The following is a 26531-nucleotide window of genomic DNA, read 5'->3' on the forward strand; positions in this document are numbered from 1 at the left end:
TCCCGGGGCGCCGGCCCTGACCCCGACCCCGCCTCCGACTCCGTACCCCCCTCGTCCGCCCCGCCGTCCGGGCCCCCGTCCCCCGTCGCGTCCGCCAGGTCGGCGGGCGACAGGCTGGTGGTCGGTACGTACGCCTGGGCGGCGGCAGGGCGGCGGCCCTCCATCGCCTCGATCAGCATGCGTTCGGTGTCCGCCGCGCCCGGCCGGTCCGCCGGGTCCTTGCGCAGCAGCGCGCCGATCACCGGCTCCAGCGCGTCCGCGTACCGGGCCGGCGGCGGCTCCTCGGTGACCACGGCCTGCATGGTGCTGATCGGCGACGTACGGCGGAACGGCGAGCGGCCCTCCACCGCCGTGTAGAGCGTGGCGCCCAGCGCCCACAGGTCGGAGGCGGGCCCGGGGTCGCCTCCGCGTACCCGCTCGGGCGCCAGGTAGTCGATGGAGCCGACGAGTTCGCCGGTGCGCGTGATCGTCGAGTCGCCCTCGATGGCGGCGATCCCGAAGTCCGTGAGCAGCACCCGGCCGTCGCGGGACAGGAGTACGTTGCCGGGCTTGACGTCCCGGTGCAGCACACCGGCGGCGTGCGCGGCGCGCAGGGCGCCCAGGACGTGCAGGCCGATCCGGGCGGCCTCGCGCGGCTCGATCCGGCCGTCGGGGGCGGCCTTGGCGGCGTCGGCGAGCGAGGACCCGTCGACGTACTGCATGACGATCCACGGGCGGTCGTCGTGTTCCAGCACGTCGTGGACGGTGACGACGGACGGATGGCTGATCCGCGCCGCCGCCCGCGCCTCCTTCTGCGTACGGGCGTGCAGGACCGTACGGTCGGCCTCGGAGACGTACTGGCCCGCCGTCAGTTCCTTGACGGCGACGGTCCGGTGGAGCACCTCGTCATGGGCCCGCCACACCTTGCCCATGCCACCGCGGCCGATGCCCTCGACCAGCCGGTAGCGCCCGGCGAGCACGAGACCCGCGCCCATGTCATGCGTGTGTTCCACGTGTCTCCGCTCGGCCCCGCCCGCTGCTTCGGAGCAAGGTTACGGAGGGTGTGCGGTAGGCGGAACCTCGGGGCCGCCACGGATACCTCACCGTGATGCACCCGCCTCTCATCGGCGTGATTTCGCCACTGAGAGTGATCGCCGGGAGATGTCCGCGGCGACGTGTGAACGCTCAACGCGTCGCCCTGTAGGCCTTGGTGGCCTGTTCGTAGATCTCGCTCACCCTGTCGCGCTCGCTCTCCGGGCCGATCACCTGAACGACGTGGTAGCGGTCTCCGACGAGCAGTGCGAGGTTACGGACGTACACCTGGCGGCCGTTGGCGTCCTGCCAGGTGAACTGGCCCTCGGCCATGGCCTGTCGGCCCACGTCGACACGGCGAAGGCCGGACGCCGTCGCCCAGGACGAGTCGCGCCACGGCTGGAGCTCCCGCTCCTTGCCGCGCTGGTACTCCAGCGGGTCCGATCCCGAGGTGCGGACGGTGTCGCGGCCGGGGACGACGATGAGCGTGAAGTCGCCGCCGTTGTAGCGGACCTGGCCGATGTCGTTGATGGGGCTGCGGCGCCAGGTCTTGTCGACGGCGACGCGGAAGCCCTCCGGGTCGTCGCGGACGACATAGCCGTCCGCGACGGCGGGGGCGGTGGGCGTGCCCGCGTTGGTGGACGGGGCGGGACTGCCGGGGGCGGAGCCGCCCGGAGCCGGGCTCGGCGCGCGACCGGACGGTGTGCTCGCGGGCGGGTCGGCCGAAGGGGCCGTCGCCGAGGGGACGACGGAGCCCGTCGGGCTCTGCGAACGGTCCTGCGAGTCGGCCTCGGGCATGAACAGCACGGCGTACGCGATGGCGGCGGCGAGCGCCAGGAATATGAGCAGCAGGAGCGTACGCCCGAGGGCGCGCGGGCTCCTGCCCTCTTGGCGGGCCGCCGACTGCGCTGTGGTGGCGGCTCCCCGCCTGGGCCCGGGCCCGGGCTCGGGCCTGGGCTTGGGCCTGGACTTGGCCTTGGACTTGGGCTTCTTGTGGCGGTGCCGGCCCGGCCCCTGGCCGGACGCGGGCGTGCCCGTGCCGCGGCGCCTGCGCTCCAGGTCGCCGCGGCGGCGCACGATCGGCAGCCGCGCCGCGTCGGCGGCCGGCATCGGTACGACGCCCATTCCGGCCTCGGGCTCCGGCGCCGAGCGGACGAGCGAGCGCAGCCAGCCGCGCAGCTCCTCCACGTCGGGCCGCTCGGTCGGGTCCTGACGCAGCAGCGACTCGACGACGGGGCGCAGCGCCCCGCAGTCCTCCGCGTACGCGGGCGGCTCGGCGCACACCATCTGGACCAGCTCGGCCGCGCTGTCCTCCGGGTACGGGGCGTGGCCCTGGAGGACCCGGAAGAGCAGGGCGCCCAGGGCCCACAGGTCGGTGGCGGGCCCGATGGGCGGCGCGAGCTGCCAGGTGCTGTGGACGGGGCCCGCCTGCTCGGGCGCCCAGCGCTCGGTGACCGCCCCGACGACGGTGATCCTGGCCTGACGGGCACGCTCAGCGGCGAGCGGCGTGGTGGGCCCGCGGTACGGCGCGGGAACGGGCGGCTCGTGCGGCTCCTGAGGCTCCTGCGACCGCGCCTGCGACGGGAGCTGCGGCGTGGGCTGCTGCGGGTGGCCCGCCCGCTGGGCGTCGGCGCGCAGGGCGGCGCGTGCCCCGCCGTACGGGGAGACGTTCCCGTACGGCGAACTGCCGCCGCCCGCGGACACGGGGCCGTCCCGCCACGTGCCGGCGAGCAGCACGCGCGGCGCGCCACCGGAGCCCGGCCGGTCGCCGGGGTCGCCGCGCTCGCCCAGGTCCCCGTCCGCGTCCTCGTCCCCGTACGCGTCCTCCGCGATGCGGTCCGCGACCTGGGCGACCCACTGCGGCTCGTACCCGCTGGGCAGGGCGGGCGGCCCGGGCGGCAGGGGCGCGGGGGCGACGGGGCCGGGCGCATCGCCCTCGTCCCCGTACGCGCCCTCCTCCCCGGCCTGCCCGTACGGCTCCTCGTACGGGTCCTCGTACGGCTCCCCGTACAGCTCTTCGTCCGGGAGCGGCACCGGGGCGTAGCCGCAGAGGGCCTCCTCGGCGGCGCCGGCCGCGAGCCCGGAGAGCACGACGCGGCCGTCGTCGCAGACGAGCACGGTGTGGACGGTGATGTTCCGGTGGGTCCAGCCGTGCGCGTGCAGGGCGCGGAGCGCGGTGAGCAGGTCGGAGGCGATCTCGGCGGCCCGGTACGGACTGAGCGGCTTCTCGCGGACGAGCGCGGCGAGCGGCCGGGCGGCGACGCGCTCGCTCACGATCCAGAGCGACCCGTCCTCCGCGAAGACGTCGAAGACCTGGTCGAGGCGCGGATGGTCGGGGATCTGCGCGGCGGCCTGCACCGCTTCCACGGCGCGCCGCACGGCCGGGTCGGCCGCACGCGCGGCGGCGACCGCCTGCGGACGGCCGTACACGTCACCGTAAGAACCGCCGCCGTACGAACCGCCGCCGTAAGAGCCCTCGTCCCCGTCGACGACCTCGGCGTCCACGGTCTCCGGCAGGGGCAGCCGCCGGACCATGACCTCCTGGCCGCTGTACGTGTCGAAGGCGCGGATCGCGACGGGGGCGTACGGATCGTCGGCGTCGCGGTCCCCGTCCTCGCCCGAGGGCGGAAGCGGCAGGCGGTAGCGGTCGGCGAGCACCCTGCCCGCGTAGTCGTCCACGACGCCTCCCCACCAGCGCGCTGTCCCCCCGGCTCCGCCGTCCGACGAGACGAAACGTACGAAGCCGTCAATTCTGGTCGGTTCTTGTGCAGTTACCCGCTTGATTCGGCCTTGTACGGTCCGAGCGCTCTCACGATACGTGCCGAGCGTCAGTCCGTGGGGCGGAACGTCGCGAACGCGGTGTTCCGGAGCGTGGTGCACGCCGGCTTGTTCCACTCACTGGACTCGCACGTGATCATGATCGCGTAGCCGTGGGTGGCGTCGACCTTGAACCCCCTGTTGAGCACCCATACCCGCTTGCCGCCCTGATTGCGCTCGAACTGCCAATCGGCCACCGTCGGGTAGCCGTTGTACTCGACGGGCTTGATGCCGTGGTGCCGGTAGCCGTTGCTGCTGGCCGCGACGGCGCCCTTGGCGGCGTTCCAGGCGGCTGCGGCGTCGCCGCCGGGGCTGTCCGTGTAGTCGACCTGGATGCGCGGGAAGCCGCCACCGGCGCTGAATATCCCGCCGGAGTCGCGGCCCGCTATGCCCGTCATGGCGAAGTTCGCGGGCATGGCCATGGAGAAGCGGAACTTGTCGTTGGTGACGAGCTTGTAGCCGGCGGGAAGCGTCCGGCCGCCGGGCCCGATGCTCGCGCCGGGCGAGCCGGACGGTGTGACGCCGCCGCTCGTGCCCGGGGCGGCGCCTCCGGTGGTGCCGGGCTGTTCGCCGCCGCCCTGCTCCTTGCCCTGTTCGCCGTCGGCGGCGTCGTCGGCGTCGCCGCTGCCTGCCGTGCTGCCCTCGGTGGTGCCGGCGGTGGCGCCGCCCGCGCTTTCGCCGGAGCCGTTGCCGCCCGTGGCGCCGGCGGTGGCCGCCGTGTCGCCGCCCTTGCCCTGGGCGGCGGGGTCGTCGTCGCCGTTCAGCGCGAAGGCCAGCACCGTGGCCACCACGGCGAGCACGGCGACGACCGCGATGACGACGAGGGTGCGGCGCGGCACGACGTCCGTCAGCGGCGCCCGCACGGGCACGGGCGGACCGGAACGTTCCGGCTGCTGCTGCTTGGCGGTGGCGGCCGCTGCCGCGTTCCGCACGGAGCGGAGCGCGCCGCGCAGCCGCTCGGCGGTGGCGTCGCCGGGGCCGGAGGAACCGGAGGTGGCGTGCGTGGTGGTGGCGACGGGGGCGCCTGCCGCGGCCGCGCCCGTGGAGGACCGGGTGCCCGCCGCACCGGCGCCGGCTGCGGCCGCCCCCGCTGCCCCTGCCGCACCTGCCGCACCTCCTGCCCCCGCTGCCGACGTGGCCGACGTGGCCGTACCGCCCGGGCCCGCCGACGGGGACGGGAGCGGCACCACGCGGGTCGCCTCGGGCGAGTCGTCCGCGCCGGGCGGCGGTACGGCGGGCGACGCGGTGACGCGCAGGACCTCGTTGAGCATCGCCCGCGCACCGGCGTCGTCGAGGCGCTGGTCCGGGTCCTTCGCGAGGAGCCCGTAGATGACCTTCTCCAGCGGGCCGGCGTTCTTGGGCGGGTCGAGCTGCTCGGTCATCACGGCGGTGAGCGTCGCGATGGCGGAGCCCTTGTCGTACGGGGGGCAGCCCTCGACCGCCGCGTACAGGAGCCCGCCCAGCGACCACATGTCGGCGGCGGGGCCCGGCCGGTGGCCACGGGCGCGCTCGGGCGAGATGTACGAGGGCGCGCCGACGAGCATGCCGGTGGAGGTGATGGACGGGTCGCCCTCGACCTGGGCGATGCCGAAGTCGGTGAGGACGACGCGGCCGTCGTCCGCGATGAGCACGTTCGACGGCTTCACGTCGCGGTGCAGGATGCCCTCGCGGTGCGCCGAGCGCAGGACGTCGAGGATGGCGAGGCCGACCTCGGCGGCGCGCCGGGGTGTGAGGGTGCCGTCCTCGCGTACGACGTCGGCGAGGGACTTGCCCTCGATGAGCTCCATGACGATCCACGGGCGGTCGTCCTCGTCGACCACGTCGTACACCGTGACGGCGCCGTTGTTACGGATACGGGCGATGGCCTTGGCCTCGCGCAGAGTCCGGGTGATGAGGCGGCGCTTCTCGTCCTCGTCGATGCTGCTGGGGAAGCGCAGCTCCTTGACGGCGACGGTCCGGCCGAGCGTCTCGTCGACGGCCCGCCAGACGGTCCCCATGCCGCCTCGGCCCAGCACCCCGTCCAGCCGGTACCGCCGCGCGAGCAGCCTCCCGCCCGGACGCCGAACGGCCTTGGCGTCACCGCCCTCGCGCGCGACGGCCTTGGGCGCGACGGCCTTGGGCTCCGGGGGCTCCGGCGCGGCATGCTCGGCGGTGGCGTCGGCAGCCTCAGCGGCATCCGCACCCGACCCCTCGGAGCCGGCGTCACCCACCGCCCCCGGCCCCCGCTGCTCCGGCCCCTGGCCCTGGCCCTGTTCCTGGCGTTCCGGCCCCTGGCCCTGCTGGCCCTGCTGGTCCTGCTGGTCCTGGCCCTGATCCTGACTCTGTTCCTGCTGGTCCTGATCCTGTTCCTGGTCCTGGCCGGCCTTCCGGAACCCGTCACCCTTCACCGTCGCGCCCTTCGAGGTCGTACCCTCGCCGCCGGTCGCGCCCTGGTCCGCCCGGGCGTCCGTCTCGGCGTCCGGCGTGGCGGCGCCCCGCCGGGGTTCCCGCGCCACGTCCCGCGACTGCTCCGCTCCCGACATGCGTCCCCTCTGCGATCCCTGTTCCTCGCCCGCGCCTGCCGCGTCCGCGCGATGCGGTAACCAGCCCTGGAAGAGCCTTCATTGTCTCTCACTCCGGCACCGGTGCTTCTCCCGGGTCCGGCGTCCGCAAGGATGACGCGCGAGGAGGGAGCCACACCATGCCGCTGTACCGGACGCTCCTTGTCGTCCCACTGGTTCTGGCCATCTGCGGCCTGGCCCTGTGGGGCGCCCCCTCCCCCTCCCTCCCCACCGCCTCTCCATCCCCGGCGTTGGCCCGGCTGGTCTCGGACGGCCGCGCCCCGGCTGCCGCGCTGCTCGCCGAAACTCCGGGCGGCACGCGGTTCGAGACGACGGGCCCCGGGATCGGCCGCGCCGACCGCTTCCGCGCGGGCAGCATCACGAAGACGTTCATCGCCACGGTCGTCCTGCAACTGGCGGCTGAGCGCAGGCTGTCCCTGGACGACCGGGCCGCCGCCCACACCCGGCTCCCGCAGTCGGTGGCCTCCCACGCGACCCTGCGCCACCTCCTCACCCACACGAGCAGTCCGCCGCGCCACTTCGCCTACTCCAACACCAACTACGTCCTGCTCGGCGATGTCATCGAACACGTCACCGGCAACTCGTACGCCGCCGAGGCAAACCGCCGCATCATCAGGCCCCTCGGCCTCACCGGCACCTCTTTCCCCGGCTCACGCACCACGCTCCCCTCCCCGCACGGCACCGCCTACGACTCCGCCGGCCGGGACGTCACCGCCCTGGACCCGCGCATCGCGGGCGCCGCCGGCGAACTGATCAGCACCCTCGACGACCTGAACCGCTTCTACGCCGCACTCCTCGACGGCACGCTCCTCCCGCCGGCCCAGCTCCGCGACCTGCTCGACACGACCGCCACCGCCGGCCGCTACGGCATGGGCCTCTCCCCCACCGAACTCCCCTGCGGCGTCACCGTCTGGGGCCACAACGGCCGCATCCCCGGCAGCTACGTCCGCACAGCCGCCACCCGCGACGGCCGACAGGTCCTCACCTTCCGCACCAACACGGACACCCTGACCGCCACCCCCACCATGCCGCCCCTGGAAACCACCCTCCTGGAGGCCGCGTTCTGCCCAGCCTCCCGTCACTGACCTACGGCTGACCTGCAGCCGATCTACAGAGATCTACAACGGCACGATGTCCGGTGCTCCCAGGCGGGCCGCGTCGGCGGTCTGGTCGTCGGGCTGGCGCTGGGACTCGCGCTCGGCCTCCACCCGTTTCTCGTAGTGCTCCACCTCCTTCGCGATCTGGTCCTCGCCCCAGCCCAGGACGCCCGCCATCAGTTCGGCGCATTCGCGGGCGCAGCGGGTGCCTCGGTCGAAGGTCTCGATGGAGATGCGGGTGCGGCGGGTCAGGACGTCGTCGAGGTGGCGGGCGCCCTCGTGGGAGGCGGCGTAGACGACTTCGGCGCGAAGGTAGTCGTCGGCGCCGGTCAGCGGCTCGCCGAGGGTGGGGTCGGCTGCCACGAGTTCGAGGAGTTCCTCCGTCAGGGAGCCGTAGCGGTTGAGCAGATGCTCGACGCGGACGACGTGAAGGCCCGTCCGGGCGGCGATGCGGGCGCGGGAGTTCCACAGGGCGCGGTAGCCCTCCGCGCCGAGCAGCGGGACGTCCTCGGTGACACAGGCGGCGACACGGGAGTCGAGGCCGTGGACCGCCTCGTCGACCGCGTCCTTGGCCATGACGCGGTACGTCGTGTACTTGCCGCCCGCCACGACGACCAGCCCGGGGACCGGGTGGGCGACGGTGTGTTCGCGGGACAGTTTGCTGGTGGCGTCGGACTCGCCGGCCAGCAGGGGGCGCAGGCCCGCGTAGACGCCCTGGACGTCGTCCCTGGTGAGGGGGACCGCGAGGACGCTGTTCACATGGTCCAGGAGGTAGTCGATGTCGGCGCTCGACGCGGCCGGGTGTGCCTTGTCGAGGTCCCAGCCGGTGTCCGTCGTGCCGATGATCCAGTGCCGGCCCCACGGGATGACGAACAGGACGCTCTTCTCGGTGCGGAGGATGAGGCCCGTCGTCGAGTGGATGCGGTCCTTGGGGACCACCAGGTGGATGCCCTTCGACGCGCGTACATGGAACTGGCCGCGCTCGCCGATCAGCGCCTGGGTGTCGTCCGTCCACACGCCGGTGGCGTTGACGATCTGTTTGGCGCGGAGCTCGTACTCGCCTCCCGCCTCGACGTCCTGGACGCGCGCGCCGACGACACGCTCGCCCTCGCGGAGGAAGCCGATGACGCGGGCGCGGCTCGCGGTGTGCGCCCCGTAGCTCGCCGCCGTGCGGACGAGCGTGGCGACGTAGCGGGCGTCGTCCATCTGGGCGTCGTAGTACTGGAGGGCGCCGACGAGGGCGTCCTTGCGGAGGGCGGGTGCGACGCGCAGAGCGCGGCGGCGGGACAGGTGCCGGTGGGTCGGCAGGCCGCGCCCGTGGCCTGAGGAGACGGACATCGCGTCGTACAGGGCGACGCCCGAGCCGGCGTACAGGCGTTCCCAGCCCTTGTGCTGGAGCGGGTAGAGGAACGGCACGGGTTTGACGAGGTGCGGGGCGAGCCGTTCGAGGAGCAGGCCGCGTTCCTTGAGCGCTTCCCTGACGAGGGCGAAGTCGAGCATCTCCAGGTAGCGCAGGCCGCCGTGGATGAGCTTGCTGGAGCGGCTGGACGTGCCGGACGCCCAGTCGCGGGCCTCGACGAGGCCGGTGGCGAGGCCGCGTGTCGCGGCGTCGAGTGCGGTGCCCGCGCCGACGACGCCGCCGCCGACGACGAGCACGTCGAGTTCGCGTTCGGCCATGGCCGCCAGCGCCTCGGTGCGCTCCGCGGGCCCCAGTCTGGCTGTTCTCACCGCTGTCTCCCGTCGCCGTCAGCGCCGTCAGTCCGACAGTGCCGTCAGTCCGTCAGTGCCGTCTGCGTTCGCTTCCCCATGTGGTCGGGGTCACAGAGTCGATTCTGTCCCGGGCCTCCGACTTCAGCCACCGCCTGACCGCCGCCTGTGGACAACACTCGGATGTCCACACTCCCGCAATGCCGCATAACGGTCATATTTACGCCTAGTCTGACATTGCGTCCGCTCGTTCTGTCGCTCGTTCTGTCCACAGGACTTGCCGGACTCGTCCCCTCCGGCTATTGGGAAGGACGGCCCACACCCATGCCCGCAGACCTCGCCGTCATCGGCCTCGGCCACCTCGGACTTCCCCTCGCCCAGGCCGCCACCGCCGCCGGTGTCGACACCATCGGTTACGACACCGATCCGCGCCCCGTCGCGGAGCTCGCCGCCGGGCGCCCCCCGGTCGACGGGTCGCTCACGCCCTCCGAGATCCGCCGGATGCTGTCCGGCGGCTTCCGGCCCACCACCGACCCCGCCGAGCTCGGCCGGGTCCGTACGGCGGTCATCTGCGCCCCCACACCGGTCGGCCCGACGCACGGCCTCGACCTGTCGGCCGTCGCCGACGCCGCCCGCGCGCTCGCCGCCCGACTGCGCCCGCACACCACCGTGCTCCTGGAGTCCCCCGTACCGCCCGGCACGACCGAGGACGTCCTGCGGCCGCTCCTCGAAGAGGGGTCCGGGCTGCGCGCCGGACGCGACTTCCACCTCGCGTACTCGCCCGGCCGCATCGACCCCGGCAACCGCACCCACGGCTTCGCCCACACCCCCAAGGTGATCGGCGGCCTCACGCCCGCGTGCACCGAGTCCGCCGCCGCCTTCTACGGGCGCCTCACCGACAAGGTGGTACGCGCGCGTGGCACCCGTGAAGCGGAGACCGTGAAGCTCCTGGAGACCAACTTCCGGCACGTCAACATCGCCCTCGTCAACGAGATGGCCGTCCTCTGCCACGAGCTCGGCGTCGACCTGTGGGACGTCGTCCGCTGCGCCGAGACGAAACCGTTCGGCTTTCAGGCGTTCCGCCCGGGCCCCGGCGTCGGAGGCCACGGCGTGCCCGTCGACACCGTCGGCCACCACCGCCCGCTGCGCCTCGTCGAGCTGGCGAGCCGGATCAACGAGCGCATGCCGCAGTACGTCACCCAGCGCTGCGCCACGCTCCTCAACGAGCACGGCAAGTCCGTGCGCGGCGCGCGCGTGCTGCTGCTCGGCGTCACGTACAAGCCGGACCTCGCCGACCGCGAGGGCTCCCCGGCGCCCGAGATCGCGCAGCGACTGATGGACATGGGCGCGGTCATCAGCTACCACGACCCGTACGTGCCGGTCTGGCGCGTCCGCGACCTGCCGGTGCCGCGCGCCGACTCGCTGTACGAGGCGGCCGCCGGGGCCGACCTGACGATCCTGCTCCAGCACCACCGCACGTACGACCTCCAGGGCCTGGCCGTGAAGGCGCAGCTCCTGCTGGACACCCGCGGCGCCACCCCGGCCGGCGCGGCGCACCGCCTCTGAACGTCACGGCGCCTCACGTCACCTCACGTCGGTCGCCCGCCTATGACCGGTTTACGCCTTGCGCGGCGCGCTATTGCGCTGCTCGTCGTCGTACGGGCCTGCTAGTGTCCGCCCCTGATTCGCACAGCCGTCGCACCATCGCGCTGTCATGCAACCGTCGGGTCCGCCCGGCGTGCCCGACGTTTCAGGGGGGATCCCTACATGAGCCAGTCCGTTCCGCCGCCCCAGCCCGGCAACCCGTTCGCCGGCGGCCCGGCAGCCGACCCGTCGGCCCCGTACCCGCAGGCCCACGCCCCCGCGCCGGCGCCGGCGCCGGCGCCGGCGCGTAACAACATCGGGCTCGGGCTGCTCGCCGCGCTCGGTGCCGCCTTGGTCGCCGCCGGTGCGTACGGCGGCATCGGCGGCGCCATCGAGCGGGAGATCGGTTACGCGGCGGTCGGTGTCGGCCTGCTCGTCGGCTTCGTCGCGGGCAAGGTCGGCGGCCGCAACCCGCTGCTGGCGGTCGCCGCCGCGGTCTTCTCGGCCGGCGCCGTCTACCTGGGCCAGCTGGTCGCCATCGCCATCGTGGTCAGCAAACTCGGCCAGGGTTCGTTCGCGGAGGTCTTCTTCGAGAACTTCGCCGAGCTGGCGGACGTGTGGAAGACCGCGGCCGACGGTATGACGTATGTCTTCCTCGCCATCGGCGCCGTCACCGCCTTCGCGGGCGCCAAGAAGGGCTCCGCGTAGGCACACCGACGGCAGACGTACGAAGGGGCCCGCACCACCGACGTGGTGCGGGCCCCTTCGTACGTGAGCTTCGTACGTGAAGCGGGCCGGCCGGCTCAGCGGCGGTGCTGGGACTCCGCGACCGTCACCTCGACGCGCTGGAACTCCTTCAGCTCGCTGTAGCCGGTCGTGGCCATGGCGCGGCGCAGGGCGCCGAAGAAGTTCATCGAGCCGTCCGGGGTGTGCGACGGGCCCGTGAGGATCTCCTCGGTCGTGCCGACCATGCCGAGGTCGACGAGCTTGCCGCGCGGCACGTCCTCGTGGACGGCCTCCATGCCCCAGTGGTGGCCCTTGCCGGGCGCGTCCGTGGCGCGGGCCAGCGGGGAGCCCATCATGACGGCGTCGGCGCCGCACGCGACGGCCTTCGGCAGGTCGCCGGACCAGCCGACCCCGCCGTCGGCGATGACGTGCACGTACCGGCCGCCGGACTCGTCCATGTAGTCACGGCGCGCGGCCGCCACATCGGCCACGGCGGTCGCCATCGGGACCTGGATGCCCAGGACGTTACGGGTGGTGTGCGCGGCGCCGCCGCCGAAGCCGACGAGGACACCCGCCGCGCCGGTGCGCATCAGGTGCAGGGCGGCCGTGTACGTGGCGCAGCCGCCGACGATGACGGGGACGTCGAGCTCGTAGATGAACTGCTTCAGGTTCAGCGGCTCGGCCGCGCCCGACACGTGCTCCGCCGACACCGTCGTGCCGCGGATGACGAAGATGTCGACGCCCGCGTCCACGACGGCCTTGGAGAACTGGGCGGTGCGCTGCGGGGAGAGCGCGGCGGCGGTGACGACGCCGGAGTCGCGGACCTCCTTGAGGCGCTGCCCGATCAGCTCCTCCTTGATCGGGGCGGCGTAGATCTCCTGCAGACGGCGGGTGGCGGTGGCCTCGTCCAGCTCGGTGATCTCGTCGAGGAGCGGCTGCGGGTCCTCGTGGCGGGTCCACAGGCCTTCGAGGTTGAGGACGCCGAGGCCGCCGAGCTGCCCGATACGGATGGCGGTCCGCGGGGAGACTACGGAGTCCATGGGGGCGGCCAGGAACGGCAGCTCGAAGCGGTAGGCGTCGATCTGCCAGGCGATCGAGACCTCCTTCGGGTCCCGGGTGCGCCGGCTCGGTACGACGGCGATGTCGTCGAACGCGTACGCCCTGCGGCCGCGCTTGCCGCGCCCGATCTCGATCTCAGTCACGATGTGTGGCCTTTCCCTCTACGTCTGCGCCTACCAGTATCACCCCGCGCATGCGTGAGGGGCGGCCCGGGCGCTGCCGGGCCGCCCCTCACGGGCTCGCCGGATACGACCTAGCGCCTGCTGCTGTAGTTCGGCGCTTCGACGGTCATCTGGATGTCGTGCGGGTGGCTCTCCTTGAGGCCCGCGGACGTGATGCGGACGAACCGGCCGCGTTCCTGCAGCTCCGGGACGGTGCGGCCGCCGACGTAGAACATCGACTGGCGCAGGCCGCCGACCAGCTGGTGGACGACCGCGGAGAGCGGGCCGCGGTAGGGCACCTGGCCCTCGATGCCCTCGGGGACGAGCTTCTCGTCGGAGGCGACGCCCTCCTGGAAGTACCGGTCCTTGGAGAAGGAGCGCTGCTCGCCGCGGGACTGCATGGCGCCGAGTGAGCCCATGCCGCGGTACGACTTGAACTGCTTGCCGTTGATGAAGAGCAGCTCGCCCGGGGACTCCTCGCAGCCCGCGAGGAGCGAGCCGAGCATCACCGTGTCGGCGCCCGCGACCAGGGCCTTGGCGATGTCGCCCGAGTACTGCAGGCCGCCGTCGCCGATGACCGGGACGCCCGCGTCCTGCGCGGCGAGCGACGCCTCGTAGATGGCCGTGACCTGCGGGACGCCGATGCCGGCGACGACGCGGGTGGTGCAGATGGAGCCGGGGCCGACACCGACCTTGATGGCGTCGGCGCCCGCGTCGACGAGCGCCTGGGCGCCGTCGCGGGTGGCGACGTTGCCGCCGATGACGTCCACGGACGCGTTCGACTTGATCTTGGCGATCATGTCGCCGACCAGCTTGGAGTGGCCGTGCGCGGTGTCGACGACGATGAAGTCGACGCCCGCCTCGATCAGGGCCTGCGCACGCTCGTACGCGTCGCCCGCGACGCCGACGGCGGCGCCGACGAGGAGGCGGCCCTCCGCGTCCTTGGCGGCGTTCGGGTACTTCTCCGCCTTGACGAAGTCCTTGACGGTGATGAGGCCCTTGAGGATGCCCTCGTCGTCGACGAGGGGCAGCTTCTCGATCTTGTGGCGGCGCAGCAGCTCCATGGCGTCGACGCCGGAGATGCCGACCTTGCCGGTGACGAGCGGCATCGGGGTCATGACCTCGCGCACCTGGCGGCTGCGGTCGGTCTCGAAGGCCATGTCGCGGTTGGTGACGATGCCGAGGAGCTTGCCGGCCGGGTCGGTGACCGGGACGCCGCTGATGCGGAACTTGGCGCAGATCGCGTCGGCCTCGGCGAGCGTGGCGTCCGGGTGGACCGTGATCGGGTCCGTGACCATGCCGGACTCGGAGCGCTTCACCAGGTCGACCTGGTTGGCCTGGTCGGCGATGGAGAGGTTGCGGTGCAGGACGCCGACGCCGCCCTGCCGGGCCATGGCGATGGCCATGCGGGACTCGGTGACCTTGTCCATCGCGGCCGAGAGCAGCGGAATGTTGATCCGCACGTTCCGGGACAGCCGCGAGGAGGTGTCGATCTGGTCGGGCGCCATGTCCGACGCGCCCGGCAGCAGCAGCACGTCGTCGTAGGTCAGCCCGAGTGTCGCGAATTTCTCGGGCACTCCGTCGACGTTGGCAGTCATGACACCTTCCCCAATGGCCTTGATCGGTGCGGATGTCCATGCTAACGGGCTGCGGCGGTGTCTCATTCCACGAGCAAGATCAGCCACAAGCTTTGGATGTTCACACGTATGACATCCGCCATACGGCGGGGGTCCGGCCCTCTGTCCGGCCGTCCGTCCGGCCCTCTGTCCGGCCGTCCGTCCGGCTGCTCTCCTGTGCCTGTCGCCTACTGCTCCGCCAGGGCGCGGAGGCGGCTCAGCGCGCGGTGCTGGGCGACCCGTACGGCTCCCGGGGACATGCCGAGCATCTGGCCGGTCTCCTCGGCGGTGAGGCCGACGGCGACGCGCAGGACGAGCAGTTCGCGCTGGTTCTCGGGGAGGTTGGCGAGGAGACGGCGGGCCCAGGCGGCGTTCTCGCTGAGCAGGGCGCGCTCCTCGGGGCCGAGCGAGTCGTCCGGGCGCTCGGGCATCTCGTCGGACGGTACGGCGGTGGAGCCCGGGTGCCGCATGGCGGCGCGCTGCAGGTCGGCGATCTTGTGGCCGGCGATGGCGAAGACGAACGCCTCGAAGGGCCGGCCCGTGTCCTTGTAGCGGGGCAGGGCCATGAGGACGGCGACGCAGACCTCCTGGGCGAGGTCCTCGACGAAGTGACGCGCGTCGCCCGGCAGCCGGTTGAGCCGGGTGCGGCAGTAGCGCAGGGCGAGCGGGTGGACATGGGCGAGGAGGTCGTGCGTGGCCTGCTCGTCGCCGTCCACCGCGCGGTGCACGAGTGCGCCGATGGTCCCCGGCCCGGCGGTGGGCGTGGGGGAACCCGGCGTCTGGTCGTCGCGCATCGGTCCATGGTGCCTTGACCGCGTCCGCTCCGTGGCACCGCGTCCTGCCTTGTGCACCGAAGCGTTATGAGCAGGTGCGCCGGATGTCATGTCCTGCGCCCTCCCCTCCCGCTCGATCGACTCGTCCCCGAGGAACTCCACCCCTCAAGGATGCGGCATCGCGCAGGAAACAGACATCGGGCCTGCGCCGCCCCGTCCGCCACAAGGCGGACGGGGACCCCAAACGGCCACGCACCCGGGCCCGGCACCGGGCCTGGCACCAGGTCTAGCGCACCAGGCCCCAGCGGAAGCCGAGGGCGACCGCGTGGGCCCGGTCGGAGGCGCCCAGCTTTTTGAACAGCCGCCTGGCGTGGGTCTTGACCGTGTCCTCGGAGAGGAACAGCTCGCGGCCGATCTCGGCGTTCGAGCGGCCGTGGCTCATTCCTTCGAGCACCTGGATCTCACGGGCGGTGAGCGTGGGTGCGGCGCCCATCTCGGCCGAGCGCAGCCGCCGCGGGGCCAGGCGCCAGGTGGGGTCGGCGAGCGCCTGCGTGACCGTGGCGCGCAGTTCGGCGCGCGAGGCGTCCTTGTGCAGGTAGCCGCGGGCGCCGGCGGCGACGGCGAGCGCCACGCCGTCGAGGTCCTCGGCGACGGTGAGCATGATGATGCGGGCGCCGGGGTCCGCGGAGAGCAGCCGGCGGACGGTCTCCACGCCGCCCAGACCGGGCATGCGCACGTCCATCAGAATCAGGTCCGAGCGGTCGGCGCCCCAGCGGCGGAGGACTTCCTCGCCGTTGGCCGCGGTCGTCACGCGCTCGACGCCGGGCACGGTCGCGACGGCGCGGCGGAGCGCTTCTCGGGCAAGCGGGGAGTCGTCGCAGACGAGGACGGATGTCATGACCGTCCTCCGCAGCTGATGCGCGTCACCTTGGGCCTCCAGGCTGGGTTACGAATCGTCACCTGTGCGGTTGACGCCCTCGGACATCTGCCCGAGCGCTTGTTGTTTCAACCGCCTCCGCACTCTCAACGACGGTCACTCGAAAGAGTTACGGGTACGGGCATCTCCTCCAGCACTCTACGTGAGGGGACGCACACGGAGGAGAGCGCCGCAGGTCATCGCCACTTCACTCAGAGCTATGCCCCATTTAGCGCCATTTCCTTCCCTTTGCTGGTGTCTGTGGCTAGATTCGCAATGAGTCATATTTACATCTACTGCGACAAGTAGTCCGCTCAGTGGGCTCAGTACCGGTTACAAGGGGACATGCGCCATGGCAGATTTCTCCCGCCTTCCCGGACCCAACGCCGACCTGTGGGACTGGCAGCTGCTCGCGGCGTGCCGGGGGGTCGACAGTTCGCTCTTCTTCCACCCCGAGGGAGAGCGCGGCGCGGCACGGAGCGCGCGTGAGAACTCGGCGAAAGAGGTCTGCATGCGGTGCCCGGTCCGCGCGGAGTGCGCGGCCCACGCACTGGCCGTGCGGGAGCCCTACGGCGTATGGGGCGGCCTCACCGAGGACGAGCGCGAGGAGCTGATGGGCAGGGCGCGTACACGACTGGTCACGACGTCGGCGGCGCCCGCCGGCAAGAGCTGACGCCGGGTCACGGCGTCACCAACAGAAAGAACGTTTCTGCGCGGCGGCTATGCCGGGCGCGCCGCGGCCGCGAGGCGGTCCAGGGTGGCGGCAACGGCCGGGACGTGGGCGAGGTCGGGCAGGGTGAGGGCGACGATCTCGCGCTCGACCGGCGGCTGCACCGCCACCGTACGGGCGCCCCGGGGGCGTACGGATTCGATGGCGAGCTCCGGCAGGACGGCCACGCCCAGGCCGGCGCCGACCAGGCCGACGACGGCCGGGTAGTCGTCGGTCGCGAAGTCGATGCGCGGGGTGAAGCCGGCGCCCTCGCACACCTCGACGAGCTGGCGGCGGCAGCGCGGGCAGCCCGCGATCCAGGGCTCGCCGGCCAGTTCGCCGATCGCCACGGCGTCCGCGCCGGCCAGGCGGTGGCCCTCCGGGACCAGGCCGACGAGCCGGTCGGTGAGGAGGGGGCGTACGACGAGGTCGTCCCACTCGGCGGCGCCGCCTCCGTACCGGAAGGCGAGCGCGATGTCGCAGTCGCCCTCGCGGAGCATCTCGACGGAGCGGGGCGGCTCCGCCTCGACGAGTGAGACGCGGGTGCCGGGGTGGGCGGCGCGCAGGGCGGCGAGTGCGGTGGGGACGAGCGTGGAGCTGCCGCTGGGGAAGGACACCAGGCGGACGCGGCCCGCCCGCAGGCCCGCGATGGCGGCGACCTCCTCCTCGGCCGCGGTGAGTCCGGCGAGGATGCCCGCGGCGTGCCGGACGAGGGCCTCGCCCGCCTGCGTGAGGCGCATCTCGCGGCCGGTGCGGATGAGCAGCGGCGTACCGGCGGACGCCTCAAGGGCCTTCATCTGCTGACTGACGGCGGGCTGGGTGCAGCCGAGCTCACGGGCCGCCGCGGAGAAGGAACCGGTGGTGGCCACGGCGCGCAGGACGCGGAGGTGGCGGGCTTCGATCACAGCGCCGACTATAAGGCCAGCTTGGGTTCCGCGCGAGTTGTCGGCTGGATCCTTTGAGGGGGATGGGGTTAGCGTGCCGCGTATGAGCGATGCGGTGACGAGTGACGGCGATGCGGGCCGGGGCATGCACGGCGTGCGGGTGCTGACGGTGAACGTGGGGCGGCCGCAGGTCGTGGACTACACGGACACGCCGGGCGGCGTGACGGGGATCGGCAAGCGGCCGGCGGAGGGGCCGGTACGGGTGGCCGATCCCGGCCCCAAGGGCACGGGCGGCAGCGGTCTGGCCGGGGACGCGGTGTGCAACCTGCGCCATCACGGGGGCTCGGACATGGCCGTGTACGCGTTCGCGCGCGAGGAACTGGACTTCTGGGAGCGGGAGCTGGGCCGCCCGCTCGGCAACGGGACGTTCGGCGAGAACCTCACGACCTCGGGCGTGGACGTGGACGGGGCGCTCATCGGCGAGCGGTGGCGGGTCGGTGACGCGCTGGTCCTGGAGGTGGCGAGCGGGCGGGTTCCGTGCCGTACGTTCGCCGGGTGGCTGGGCGAGCGGGGCTGGCTGAAGCGGTTCACGCTGCGGGCGGCGCCGGGAGCGTATCTGCGGGTCGTCGAGCCGGGCGAGGTGCGGGCGGGCGACCCGGTGGAGGTGGTGCACCGGCCGGACCACGACGTGACGGTGTCGCTGGCGTTCCGGGCCTCGACCAGGGAGCGCGAGCTGCTGCCGAGGCTGCTGGAGGCGGGGGACGCGCTGGACCCGGAGTGGCGGGACAACGCGCGGACGTACGTGGAGCGGCGGGGCGGCCGGGGCGCCGGCTGACCTGGGCGCGTACACGGCAGCCGGACCCGGGGCACTAACGTGCCGCGTATGACGAGTGCACTGATTACTGGCGCGACCGCGGGTATCGGGGCCGCGTTCGCGCGGCGGCTGGCGGCGGACGGCCATGATGTGGTCCTGGTGGCCCGCGATGTGGATCGGCTCCGGGAGCAGGCGACCGAGCTGCACGACCGGCACGGCGTGGAGGCCGAGGTGCTGTCGGCCGACCTCGCGGAGGACGCGGGCATCGCGGCCGTCGAGGCGCGGCTCTCGGATCCGAAGCGGCCGGTGGACCTGCTGATCAACAACGCCGGGTTCGGCAACAAGGGCCGGTTCCTGGACGTGAAGATGGCCGACGAGCTGCGGATGCTGAAGGTGCACTGCGAGGCGGTGCTGCGGCTGACGACGGCGGCGGCGACGGCGATGCGGGAGCGGCGGCGGGGTGGCGTCGTGAACGTGGCGTCCGTCGCCGCGTTCGTGCCGCGCGGTACGTACGGGGCGTCGAAGGCGTGGGTCGTGCAGTTCACGCAGGGCGCGGCGCGGGACCTGGCGGGCAGCGGAGTGCGGATGATGGCGCTGTGCCCCGGCTTCGTACGGACGGAGTTCCACGAGCGGGCCGGGATGGGCACGGACAACATCCCGGGGTGGATGTGGCTGGACGCCGACAAGGTGGTGGCGGACGCGCTGACGGATCTGGCGCGGGGCCGGACGCTGTCGGTGCCGGATCCGCGGTACAAGGCGCTGATGGGTGTGGTGAAGCTGGCGCCGCGCGGGCTGCTGGGCGGGGTGAGCTCGCGGGCGGGGCGGAAGTACGGGCCGGTGTAGCGGATGTGACGGCCCGTGGAGCCGTAGGTACGGGGTGGAGCCGTAGGGGATTGAGCCGTAGGTACGGGAAACGGGCGAGGCCCGGTGCCCCCTGAGGGGGCACCGGGCCTCGTGTGACGTGAGTCGGGAGCGACGCGTCAGTGGGCGTGGCCGTGACCGTGGCCGTGGCCCGCGTCGGCCGGCTCCTCTTCCTTCTTCTCCACCACGAGGGTCTCGGTGGTGAGGAGCAGGGAGGCGATGGAGGCGGCGTTCTCCAGGGCGGAGCGGGTGACCTTCACCGGGTCGATGACGCCGGCCTTGACCAGGTCGCCGTACTCGCCGGTGGCGGCGTTGAAGCCCTGGCCCTTGTCGAGCTCGGAGACCTTGGAGGTGATGACGTAGCCCTCCAGGCCGGCGTTCTCGGCGATCCAGCGCAGCGGCTCGACGGCGGCGCGGCGGACGACGGCCACACCGGTGGCCTCGTCGCCGTCCTTGCCGAGGTTGCCGTCCAGCACCTTGACGGCGTGGACCAGCGCGGAGCCGCCACCGGAGACGATGCCCTCCTCGACCGCGGCGCGGGTCGCGGAGATGGCGTCCTCCAGACGGTGCTTCTTCTCCTTCAGCTCCACCTCAGTGGCGGCGCCGACCTTGATGACGCACACGCCGCCGGCCAGCTTCGCGAGGCGCTCCTGGAGCTTCTCGCGGTCCCAGTCGGAGTCGGTGGTCTCGATCTCGCCCTTGATCTGGGCGACGCGGCCCGCGACGTCCTCGGACTTGCCGCCGCCGTCGACGAGGGTGGTGTCGTCCTTGGTGACGGTCACGCGGCGGGCGGTGCCGAGCACCTCGAGGCCGACCTGGTCGAGCTTGAGGCCGACCTCCTCGGCGACGACGGTGGCGCCGGTGAGGGCGGCCATGTCGCCGAGCATCGCCTTGCGGCGGTCGCCGAAGCCGGGGGCCTTGACCGCGACGGCGTTGAACGTGCCGCGGATCTTGTTGACGACGAGGGTCGACAGGGCCTCGCCCTCGACGTCCTCGGCGACGATCAGCAGCGGCTTGGAGCCACCGGTCTGGATGATCTTCTCCAGGAGCGGCAGCAGGTCGGCGATGGCGCCGATCTTGCCCTGGTGGATCAGGATGTACGGGTCGTCGAGGACGGCCTCCATACGCTCCTGGTCGGTGACCATGTACGGGGACAGGTAGCCCCTGTCGAAGGCCATGCCCTCGGTGAAGTCCAGCTCCAGGCCGAAGGTGTTGGACTCCTCGACGGTGATGACACCGTCCTTGCCGACCTTGTCCATGGCCTCGGCGATGAGCTCGCCGACCTGCTGGTCCTGGGCGGACAGCGCGGCGACGGCGGCGATGTCGGACTTCTCCTCGATCGGCCGGGCCGTGGCGAGGAGCTCGTCGGACACGGCCTTGACGGCGGCGTCGATGCCCTTCTTCAGGGCGGCCGGGGAGGCGCCGGCGGCGACGTTGCGCAGGCCCTCGCGGACGAGCGCCTGGGCCAGGACGGTGGCGGTGGTGGTGCCGTCACCCGCGATGTCGTTGGTCTTGGTCGCCACCTCCTTCACGAGCTGGGCGCCGAGGTTCTCGTACGGGTCCTCGACCTCGATCTCGCGGGCGATGGTGACACCGTCGTTGGTGATGGTGGGGGCGCCGAACTTCTTGTCGATGACGACGTTGCGACCCCGGGGGCCGATCGTCACCTTGACGGTGTCGGCAAGCTTGTTGACGCCGCGCTCAAGGGCGCGACGGGCGTCCTCGTCGAACTTCAGGATCTTCGCCATGGGAGCGATTCAGCCCTCTCGGTACTCGGTGGAGATAGAACGGCGCCCCTCGCCGCCCGGCGCACGTGCGGCAGCACAGCAACGGGGGCCAGGGGCGCAGCTCAAGGCACGTGAAGCGTGAATTACTTCTCGACGATCGCGAGCACGTCGCGGGCCGAGAGGACGAGGTACTCCTCGCCGCTGTACTTCACCTCGGTGCCGCCGTACTTGCTGTACAGCACGATGTCGCCGGTCTTGACGTCGAGCGGCAGACGCTCGCCGTTCTCGAAGCGGCCCGGGCCGACGGCCAGGACGACGCCCTCCTGGGGCTTCTCCTTGGCGGTGTCCGGAATGACCAGGCCAGAGGCCGTGGTCTGCTCGGCGTCGAGCGGCTGGACCACGATGCGGTCCTCGAGCGGCTTGATGGCAACCTTGGAGCTGGTGGTCGTCACGATCCGACCTCCCCCTTCGGAGATCTCACGGGGTCTACTGTCTGAGGTGGCGACCAGGTCGATCCGTCGTCGCGGGTGCCGGACCTGCCCGTCGCTGTGTTGGCACTCTCCGGTGGGGAGTGCCAGAGCCGAGACTATGACCGCGATTAGCACTCGGTCAAGCGGAGTGCCAATGACCCGCCGCGCGCCGCGTTCCGTCGCACAGGCGTGCGATGCGTGCGATGTGCTGCGATTCGATCTCGATACGGAAACGCCGGACGGCGGCGCCGTGGTTCCGTACGAGAGTGCGCCCATGCCCGGCTATGGATACCCCGAGTACGACGGCCCGCGCCTCGGCCCCGCCCTCCGCGGCCTCCTGCTCGTGATCGGCCTGCTCTGCCTGGACGCCGCTCTGCTCGTCGGCGCGGGGGTCCTCTCGTTCCGCGCCGCGTTCGGCGTGTACGGCGGGGAGGTGTTCCTGGCCTCGTTCGGTGCCGCCGTCGCGCTGATCGCGCTGAGCGCGTACGCCCTCCTGCGCCGCGACCGGGCCGTCAGCGGCTGGACGCAGGTCGCGGTGGCCTCGGTCGTGGTCGCGTGGGTGCTGTACGTGTGGGTGCCGTACCTCGTGTGAGGGCGGCTGGTGGGGCAGTCGCAGTCGGCTCTACCCGACGTAGTCCTCCAGTCTCGCCACCGCGTAGCCCCTGGCCGTGATGGTGTCCATGGCGCGGCGGATCATGTCGGCCATGGAGCCCTTCCAGGCGTCGCGCCCCCGGAAGTGGGTGAGAACGATGTCGCCGGGGTGCAGGTCGCGGTCCCACTCGCGCCACTCCATGCGGTCCGGGAACGCCTCCGCCGCCCACAGCGGCACCGCCGTGATGCCGCAGGACCGCGCGGCGCGCAGCGTGTCGGCGTTGTAGTTGCCGTACGGAGGCCGGAAGAGCGTGGGGCGCGTGCCGAACCGCTTCTCGATGGTGTCCTGCTGGCCGCAGATCTCGCGCTTCTGCGCGGCGTACGAAAGGGCCGGCATGTAGCGGTGGTTGAGGGTGTGGTTGTTGAGGGTCACCCCCAGGTCCTGCATCCGCTTGAAGTAGCCGTAGTCCTCCTTGACGAGGTAGTCGCTGAGGAACGCGCTGTAGGGGATGTCGAGTTCCCGCATCATCCGCAGCAGCTCGGGGTCCTTGTCGGCGCCGTCGTCGATGGTGAGGAAGACGACGCGGTCCTCGGTCGGGACGGTGGTGAAGACCGGCGGGAGGGTCGGGTCGCCGACCTCGAAGCCCTTGCGGAACGTGATCGTGGGCTTGACGTCGGGCGGGGGCGGCGCGAGGAGCGGGGTCTCCTTCAGGCCCCACTTCTTCGCGGCGGCGGCGCGAGCCGCCTGCGCGGCCTTGAAGCGCTCGACGTACGCGGTGAGGGCACCCGAGGCGGTCAGCGGCCCGGCCTGCGGGCCCTGAGGGCCCTGGGCGGCCCGTGCGCCCTGGGCGGCCTCCTGGGCGGGGACGGCGGGGCCCGCCGCGCCGAGGCCCGTCGTGACGGTGTCCTCGCCGCCCGCGCACGCCGTGCCGAGTACGGCGGTGAGCAGGGCGACGGACAGGAGCCGCGTCGCGCGTGAGGCGTGTGAGCCGTGCGCCGATCGTGCTGATCGTGCTGCCCGCGCCGCCCGCGTTGTTCGCGTTGTCCGTGTCATCCGCACCGACCGCGATAGACCTCTTTGTCGTACTAGCTGCATGGCGCCGCATCCTGTCAGCGCCGTGCGTCCGCGAACGCCCGACACCGCCGCAGGACACGCACCATCCCCCGCCCGGCCCACACCGGGTCGCCGCCCTGGCCCAGAATGGGACGGGTGACCGATCTCGCCGCCTTCTCCGCGCTGCTCACCGACGAGGGCCGGGCCCTCCTCGACGACCTGCGCCACTACGACCCCGCCCAGGAGCTGGCCGTCGCCTCCCGGCTGCGCCGCGCCCATCCGGCCGAGCTGGTGTCGGCGGCGCTCGGCCAGGCCCGGCTGAGGCAGCGGGCGGTCGCGAAGTTCGGCGCCGACGACGCGTACCGCATGTACTTCACGCCCCACGGCGTCGAGCAGTCCACGCGGCGGACGGTCGCCGAGCACCGGGCGGCGGGCTTCGCCCGGCTCGGCGTGCGGAGCGTCGCGGACCTGTGCTGCGGGATCGGCGGAGACGCGATCGCGCTGGCCCGCGCGGGTGTCACCGTCCTGGCCGTCGACCGGGATCCGGTCACGGCGGCGGCCGCCCGCGCGAACGCGGAGGCGCTGGGCCTCGCGGACCGGATCGAGGTGCGGTGCGCGGACGTCACGGAGGTGGACACGGCGCCGTACGACGCGGTGTTCGTCGACCCGGCGCGAAGGGGCGGGCGCGGCAGGATCTTCGATCCGGAGGCGTACTCGCCGCCCCTGTCGTGGGCGATCGACACGGCCCGGCGCGCCCCGCACGCGGCGCTGAAGATCGCCCCGGGCATTCCGCACGAGATCGTCCCCGCGGAGGCGGAGGCCGAGTGGATCTCGGACGCCGGGGACGTGAAGGAGGCGGTGCTGTGGTTCGGTACGGCGCCGGGCTCCGTACGGGCGACGCTGCTGCCGTCCGGCGCGTCGCTCGCCGTGCCCGCGCCGCCGCCGGACGCGGAGGTCCGGGCGGTGGGCCGCTACCTGTACGAACCGGACGGTGCCGTGATCCGGGCGCACCTGGTCGCGGAGGTGGCGCGGGAGGTGGGCGGCGGGCTGGTCGACGCGACGATCGCGTACGTCACGGCGGACGAGCTGCGCCCGACGCCGTACGCGACGGCTTACGAGATCACGGACGAGCTGCCGTTCAACCTGAAGAAGCTGAAGGCCCTGCTGCGCGAGCGCGAGGTCGGCACGCTGACGGTGAAGAAGCGCGGCTCGGCGGTGGAGCCGGAGGAGCTGCGCCGCAAGGTGAAGCCGAAGGGCCCGAACGCGGCGACGGTGTTCCTCACGCGTGTGGCGGGCGCGCCGACGATGCTGATCGGCCGTCCGGCGCGGGCTCAGGCGTAGGTGTAGGCGTAGGCACGGGCTCAGACGCGGGCCGGGCGCTGACGGCGCCGAACACGCGTACCGCCAGGCGGTAGTGGGCGACGGCCTTCGCGAGCCCCGCGAGCCCCGTCACCCACAGGCCGAACCCCGCGCCCATGCCGTACGCGACGTCGGTGTACGTCGTGGAGCCGGGCCGGGCCGCCGCGGGCACGGCGAAGCAGAGCCACAGGCCCGCCGCGCACATCAGGAACGACACCACCAGCCAGGCCGCGCTGAGCACCGGCGCGCGGTGCCGGGCGTCGCGGGCCGGGTCGCGGTCGAGGAGGGCCCACTGGACGAGCCGCCCGCGGACGTCCCGGTCCCGGCGCAGGCCGCGGACCTGGAAGAACACGGCGGGGACCAGGACACCGAGCCCGGCGGCCACCGTGAGGACGACGAGCATCAGCGTGAACGGGTCCGGAGACAGACTCAGCGCCCCCAGCGAGCCGACCACCAGGGCCCAGCCGAGCTGGAGAAGCGCCGGCCACGTCAGGAACAGCGCCAGCCGGCCGCCACCGAGCAGCCGTCGGTTCAGCTCACCCAGCGCCCGCGCCCGGTCGACGAGCAGCGCGTCCCGGTGGGGCCAGGCCCGCAGGTGCGGGGGCGGTGGGGGCGGCGGCATGGTGGTACGACTCATGGCGGGACGACTGGCGGACATGCCCCGAGGCTAGCCGGGTGCCGTCTGAGCAGCCCTCAGGGCCCCGACTCCACGGCGTCCGGCGCCGGTTGGCGCCGGCGTCCCGGCGTCCTGGCGTCAGGCGTCACCCACCGCCGGTCCCGGGCAGCGCGCCCGTGCGTCGTCGAGAATGCGGCCCAGCTCGGCGGCCGCGTCGCGGGCGGTGGTCGCGTCGCCCGTCGCGGCCAGGTCCTCCAGCTCCCGGAACCTGGCCGCCAGGCCGGGGCCGCGCTGGATCTGGACGTATACGGACCAGTGGCTGGTGAAGCGTCCGAGCGGTGCCAGGTCCGAGCCCAGCAGTGCCTGGTCCACCGCCTGGTCCAGCTCGCGAGCGAACGCCGGGAGCGCGGCCGGGGCGATCTGGGCGGCAGCCTGGCGCAGTGCCGCCACCGTGGCGGGCGGCTGCGGGATCAGGGGCTGCTCGGGTGCGGGCGCGGTCATGCGGCCTCCCATGGCCGGGGCGAGGAGTGCGGGCGTCGGCGTGCGGCTCTGCGCCGCCACAGCAGGGCGACGCCCACCGCGGCCGCTGCCCAGAGCGGGGTCGTCCACCAGGCGGGGCGTTCCAGGGCCGCCGCGGCGACGAGGGAGAACGGGGCCAGGGCGGCGACGCCGGTGGCGGCCCAGCCTTCCGGGGACAGGCCGCGGGCGCGGTGGCCCGCGGCGATGGTGCGGCAGCGGGTCAGGGCCCACCAGCCGTACGCGAGGGCGGCGGGCGTGCCGAGTGCGGTGGCCGCGGCGATGAGCGTGGTGTCGCCCATCGCGCCCTGCGGGTGGCCCTTGGTCCGCTGCGACGTGCCGTGCGCGGCGGCCTCGACGACCGTGCCGCGCCAGACCGTGGCCGTGACACGGTCGCCCCGCTCCAGGCGGCCCAGCAGCGGCTCCTCGCCGCCGAACTCGACGCGCTCCCACGCGCGCCCGCCGCCGTCCGCGGCCTCCCGCGTCAGCGAGGCGGCGTACCGGCTCGACTTGCCGCGCGTGATGCTGACGTTCCGTACCGTGAAGTCCAGCTCCCGCAGGCACTCCTCGCGGGCGACGGCCACCCCGGCCGGGAGCGGGGCCGTGCACGGCGCCGCCGCCGCGAACGCCCGCTCCTCCGCCCGCGCGTCCGGGATCACCACCAGGGTCAGCGCGAGCGTGCCGGCGCCCAGGCCCAGGCCGGCGAGCACGGCGACGACACCCTGGAGCAGGACACCCTGCCAGCGGCGCCGGGACGACCCGTGCCGCGGTGTCCGCCCCTTGTCAGGGCGGCTCCTAGGGAGTGTCCGGCGGATCATGGCGGCATCGCGGGACCTTCACCTTGACTGTGGGTGAGCGGGGTCTGGTGCGTGCGGCTGCAAGGCGGAGGAGGGAGTGGTTGG

23 protein-coding genes are annotated in these 26531 nt (G+C 73.1%); 8 read left to right on the top strand and 15 right to left on the bottom strand.

All coding sequences use genetic code 11. The features are described from left to right. The 3 genes from HTZ82_RS04220 to HTZ82_RS04230 form a co-directional block, all read right to left on the bottom strand. On the bottom strand, positions 1–974 hold a 974-nt coding region (locus HTZ82_RS04220), incomplete at its 3' end, for a serine/threonine-protein kinase (protein WP_175407924.1). Positions 975–1164: 190 nt separating this feature from the next. Beyond that, on the bottom strand, positions 1165–3690 hold the full coding sequence (locus HTZ82_RS04225) for a serine/threonine protein kinase (protein WP_175407906.1): 2526 nt from the start codon (positions 3688–3690) through the stop codon (positions 1165–1167). A gap of 149 nt (positions 3691–3839) precedes the next feature. Continuing rightward, positions 3840–6350 carry a serine/threonine-protein kinase gene (locus tag HTZ82_RS04230; protein ID WP_175407907.1) on the bottom strand — a complete coding sequence of 837 codons (2511 nt, stop codon included), beginning with the start codon at positions 6348–6350 and terminating at the stop codon, positions 3840–3842. A gap of 158 nt (positions 6351–6508) precedes the next feature. On the opposite strand from HTZ82_RS04230, the gene HTZ82_RS04235 reads away from it, so the two are divergent. Continuing rightward, entirely contained in the window at positions 6509–7474 is a 966-nt protein-coding gene (locus HTZ82_RS04235) for a serine hydrolase (RefSeq protein WP_175407908.1), read from the top strand. 33 nt (positions 7475–7507) lie between these two features. Here the strand turns inward: HTZ82_RS04235 and HTZ82_RS04240 are convergent, their stop codons facing one another. Then, positions 7508–9214 (bottom strand): glycerol-3-phosphate dehydrogenase/oxidase, encoded by a 1707-nt coding sequence (locus HTZ82_RS04240; protein ID WP_175407909.1) that lies wholly within the window; start codon positions 9212–9214, stop codon positions 7508–7510. A 303-nt stretch (positions 9215–9517) separates the two neighbouring features. Here HTZ82_RS04240 and HTZ82_RS04245 point away from each other — a divergent pair, with 303 nt between their 5' ends. Together HTZ82_RS04245 and HTZ82_RS04250 are read left to right on the top strand one after the other, a co-directional pair. Next, the gene (locus tag HTZ82_RS04245) at positions 9518–10759 is read left to right on the top strand and encodes a nucleotide sugar dehydrogenase (RefSeq protein WP_175407910.1); all 1242 of its coding nucleotides are present in this window, start codon (positions 9518–9520) and stop codon (positions 10757–10759) included. A gap of 201 nt (positions 10760–10960) precedes the next feature. Next, positions 10961–11485, top strand: a complete 525-nt coding sequence (locus HTZ82_RS04250; protein WP_175407911.1) for a hypothetical protein — start codon at positions 10961–10963, stop codon at positions 11483–11485. Positions 11486–11580: 95 nt separating this feature from the next. Here HTZ82_RS04250 and HTZ82_RS04255 read toward each other — a convergent pair whose 3' ends face one another. The 4 genes from HTZ82_RS04255 to HTZ82_RS04270 form a co-directional block, all read right to left on the bottom strand. Further along, positions 11581–12705 (bottom strand): GuaB3 family IMP dehydrogenase-related protein, encoded by a 1125-nt coding sequence (locus HTZ82_RS04255; protein ID WP_175407912.1) that lies wholly within the window; start codon positions 12703–12705, stop codon positions 11581–11583. A gap of 110 nt (positions 12706–12815) precedes the next feature. Further along, positions 12816–14321: an IMP dehydrogenase gene (gene guaB / locus HTZ82_RS04260; RefSeq protein ID WP_175407913.1), complete on the bottom strand. Its 1506-nt coding sequence runs from the start codon at positions 14319–14321 to the stop codon at positions 12816–12818. 206 nt (positions 14322–14527) lie between these two features. Beyond that, the gene (locus HTZ82_RS04265) at positions 14528–15133 is read right to left on the bottom strand and encodes a sigma-70 family RNA polymerase sigma factor (protein WP_302852198.1); all 606 of its coding nucleotides are present in this window, start codon (positions 15131–15133) and stop codon (positions 14528–14530) included. 265 nt (positions 15134–15398) lie between these two features. Next, positions 15399–16010, bottom strand: a complete 612-nt coding sequence (locus HTZ82_RS04270; protein ID WP_003948568.1) for a response regulator transcription factor — start codon at positions 16008–16010, stop codon at positions 15399–15401. A 370-nt stretch (positions 16011–16380) separates the two neighbouring features. Here HTZ82_RS04270 and HTZ82_RS04275 point away from each other — a divergent pair, with 370 nt between their 5' ends. After that, entirely contained in the window at positions 16381–16701 is a 321-nt protein-coding gene (locus tag HTZ82_RS04275) for a WhiB family transcriptional regulator (protein WP_175407914.1), read from the top strand. A gap of 47 nt (positions 16702–16748) precedes the next feature. Here HTZ82_RS04275 and HTZ82_RS04280 read toward each other — a convergent pair whose 3' ends face one another. Further along, entirely contained in the window at positions 16749–17642 is an 894-nt protein-coding gene (locus HTZ82_RS04280; protein WP_175407915.1) for a LysR family transcriptional regulator, read from the bottom strand. 133 nt (positions 17643–17775) lie between these two features. Between HTZ82_RS04280 and HTZ82_RS04285 the strand changes: the two genes are divergently transcribed. Continuing rightward, entirely contained in the window at positions 17776–18456 is a 681-nt protein-coding gene (locus tag HTZ82_RS04285) for an MOSC domain-containing protein (RefSeq protein ID WP_175407926.1), read from the top strand. A 48-nt stretch (positions 18457–18504) separates the two neighbouring features. Next, positions 18505–19278, top strand: a complete 774-nt coding sequence (locus HTZ82_RS04290) for an SDR family oxidoreductase (protein ID WP_175407916.1) — start codon at positions 18505–18507, stop codon at positions 19276–19278. A 137-nt stretch (positions 19279–19415) separates the two neighbouring features. Here HTZ82_RS04290 and groL read toward each other — a convergent pair whose 3' ends face one another. Beyond that, positions 19416–21044, bottom strand: a complete 1629-nt coding sequence (gene groL, locus HTZ82_RS04295) for a chaperonin GroEL (protein WP_175407917.1) — start codon at positions 21042–21044, stop codon at positions 19416–19418. Positions 21045–21166: 122 nt separating this feature from the next. Next, positions 21167–21475, bottom strand: coding sequence for a co-chaperone GroES (gene groES / locus HTZ82_RS04300; protein ID WP_010471835.1), 309 nt, complete (start codon positions 21473–21475; stop codon positions 21167–21169). A gap of 292 nt (positions 21476–21767) precedes the next feature. Between groES and HTZ82_RS04305 the strand changes: the two genes are divergently transcribed. After that, the gene (locus HTZ82_RS04305) at positions 21768–22085 is read left to right on the top strand and encodes a hypothetical protein (RefSeq protein WP_175407918.1); all 318 of its coding nucleotides are present in this window, start codon (positions 21768–21770) and stop codon (positions 22083–22085) included. Between the two features lie 30 nt (positions 22086–22115). Here the strand turns inward: HTZ82_RS04305 and HTZ82_RS04310 are convergent, their stop codons facing one another. Continuing rightward, on the bottom strand, positions 22116–23045 hold the full coding sequence (locus HTZ82_RS04310) for a polysaccharide deacetylase family protein (RefSeq protein WP_375540778.1): 930 nt from the start codon (positions 23043–23045) through the stop codon (positions 22116–22118). Positions 23046–23285: 240 nt separating this feature from the next. On the opposite strand from HTZ82_RS04310, the gene HTZ82_RS04315 reads away from it, so the two are divergent. Further along, a complete protein-coding gene (locus HTZ82_RS04315; RefSeq protein WP_175407920.1) occupies positions 23286–24479 on the top strand; it encodes a class I SAM-dependent methyltransferase in 1194 nt (397 codons plus the stop codon). Here HTZ82_RS04315 and HTZ82_RS04320 read toward each other — a convergent pair. The 3 genes from HTZ82_RS04320 to HTZ82_RS04330 all read right to left on the bottom strand — a co-directional run bounded on the left by HTZ82_RS04320 (position 24418) and on the right by HTZ82_RS04330 (position 26447). Then, positions 24418–25155, bottom strand: coding sequence for a hypothetical protein (locus HTZ82_RS04320; RefSeq protein ID WP_175407921.1), 738 nt, complete (start codon positions 25153–25155; stop codon positions 24418–24420). The two genes, HTZ82_RS04315 and HTZ82_RS04320, sit on opposite strands and share 62 nt — an antisense overlap. Before the next feature lie 96 nt (positions 25156–25251). Further along, positions 25252–25614 (bottom strand): DUF6247 family protein, encoded by a 363-nt coding sequence (locus tag HTZ82_RS04325; protein WP_175407922.1) that lies wholly within the window; start codon positions 25612–25614, stop codon positions 25252–25254. Continuing rightward, complete coding sequence (locus HTZ82_RS04330; RefSeq protein WP_175407923.1) at positions 25611–26447, bottom strand: hypothetical protein; 837 nt, start codon at positions 26445–26447, stop codon at positions 25611–25613. The genes HTZ82_RS04325 and HTZ82_RS04330 overlap by 4 nt, the downstream gene beginning before the upstream one ends. Between the last annotated feature and the right edge of the window lie 84 nt (positions 26448–26531).

It is taken from the genome of Streptomyces sp. TRM64462, assembly GCF_013362995.1.
Lineage (GTDB): Bacteria > Actinomycetota > Actinomycetes > Streptomycetales > Streptomycetaceae > Streptomyces.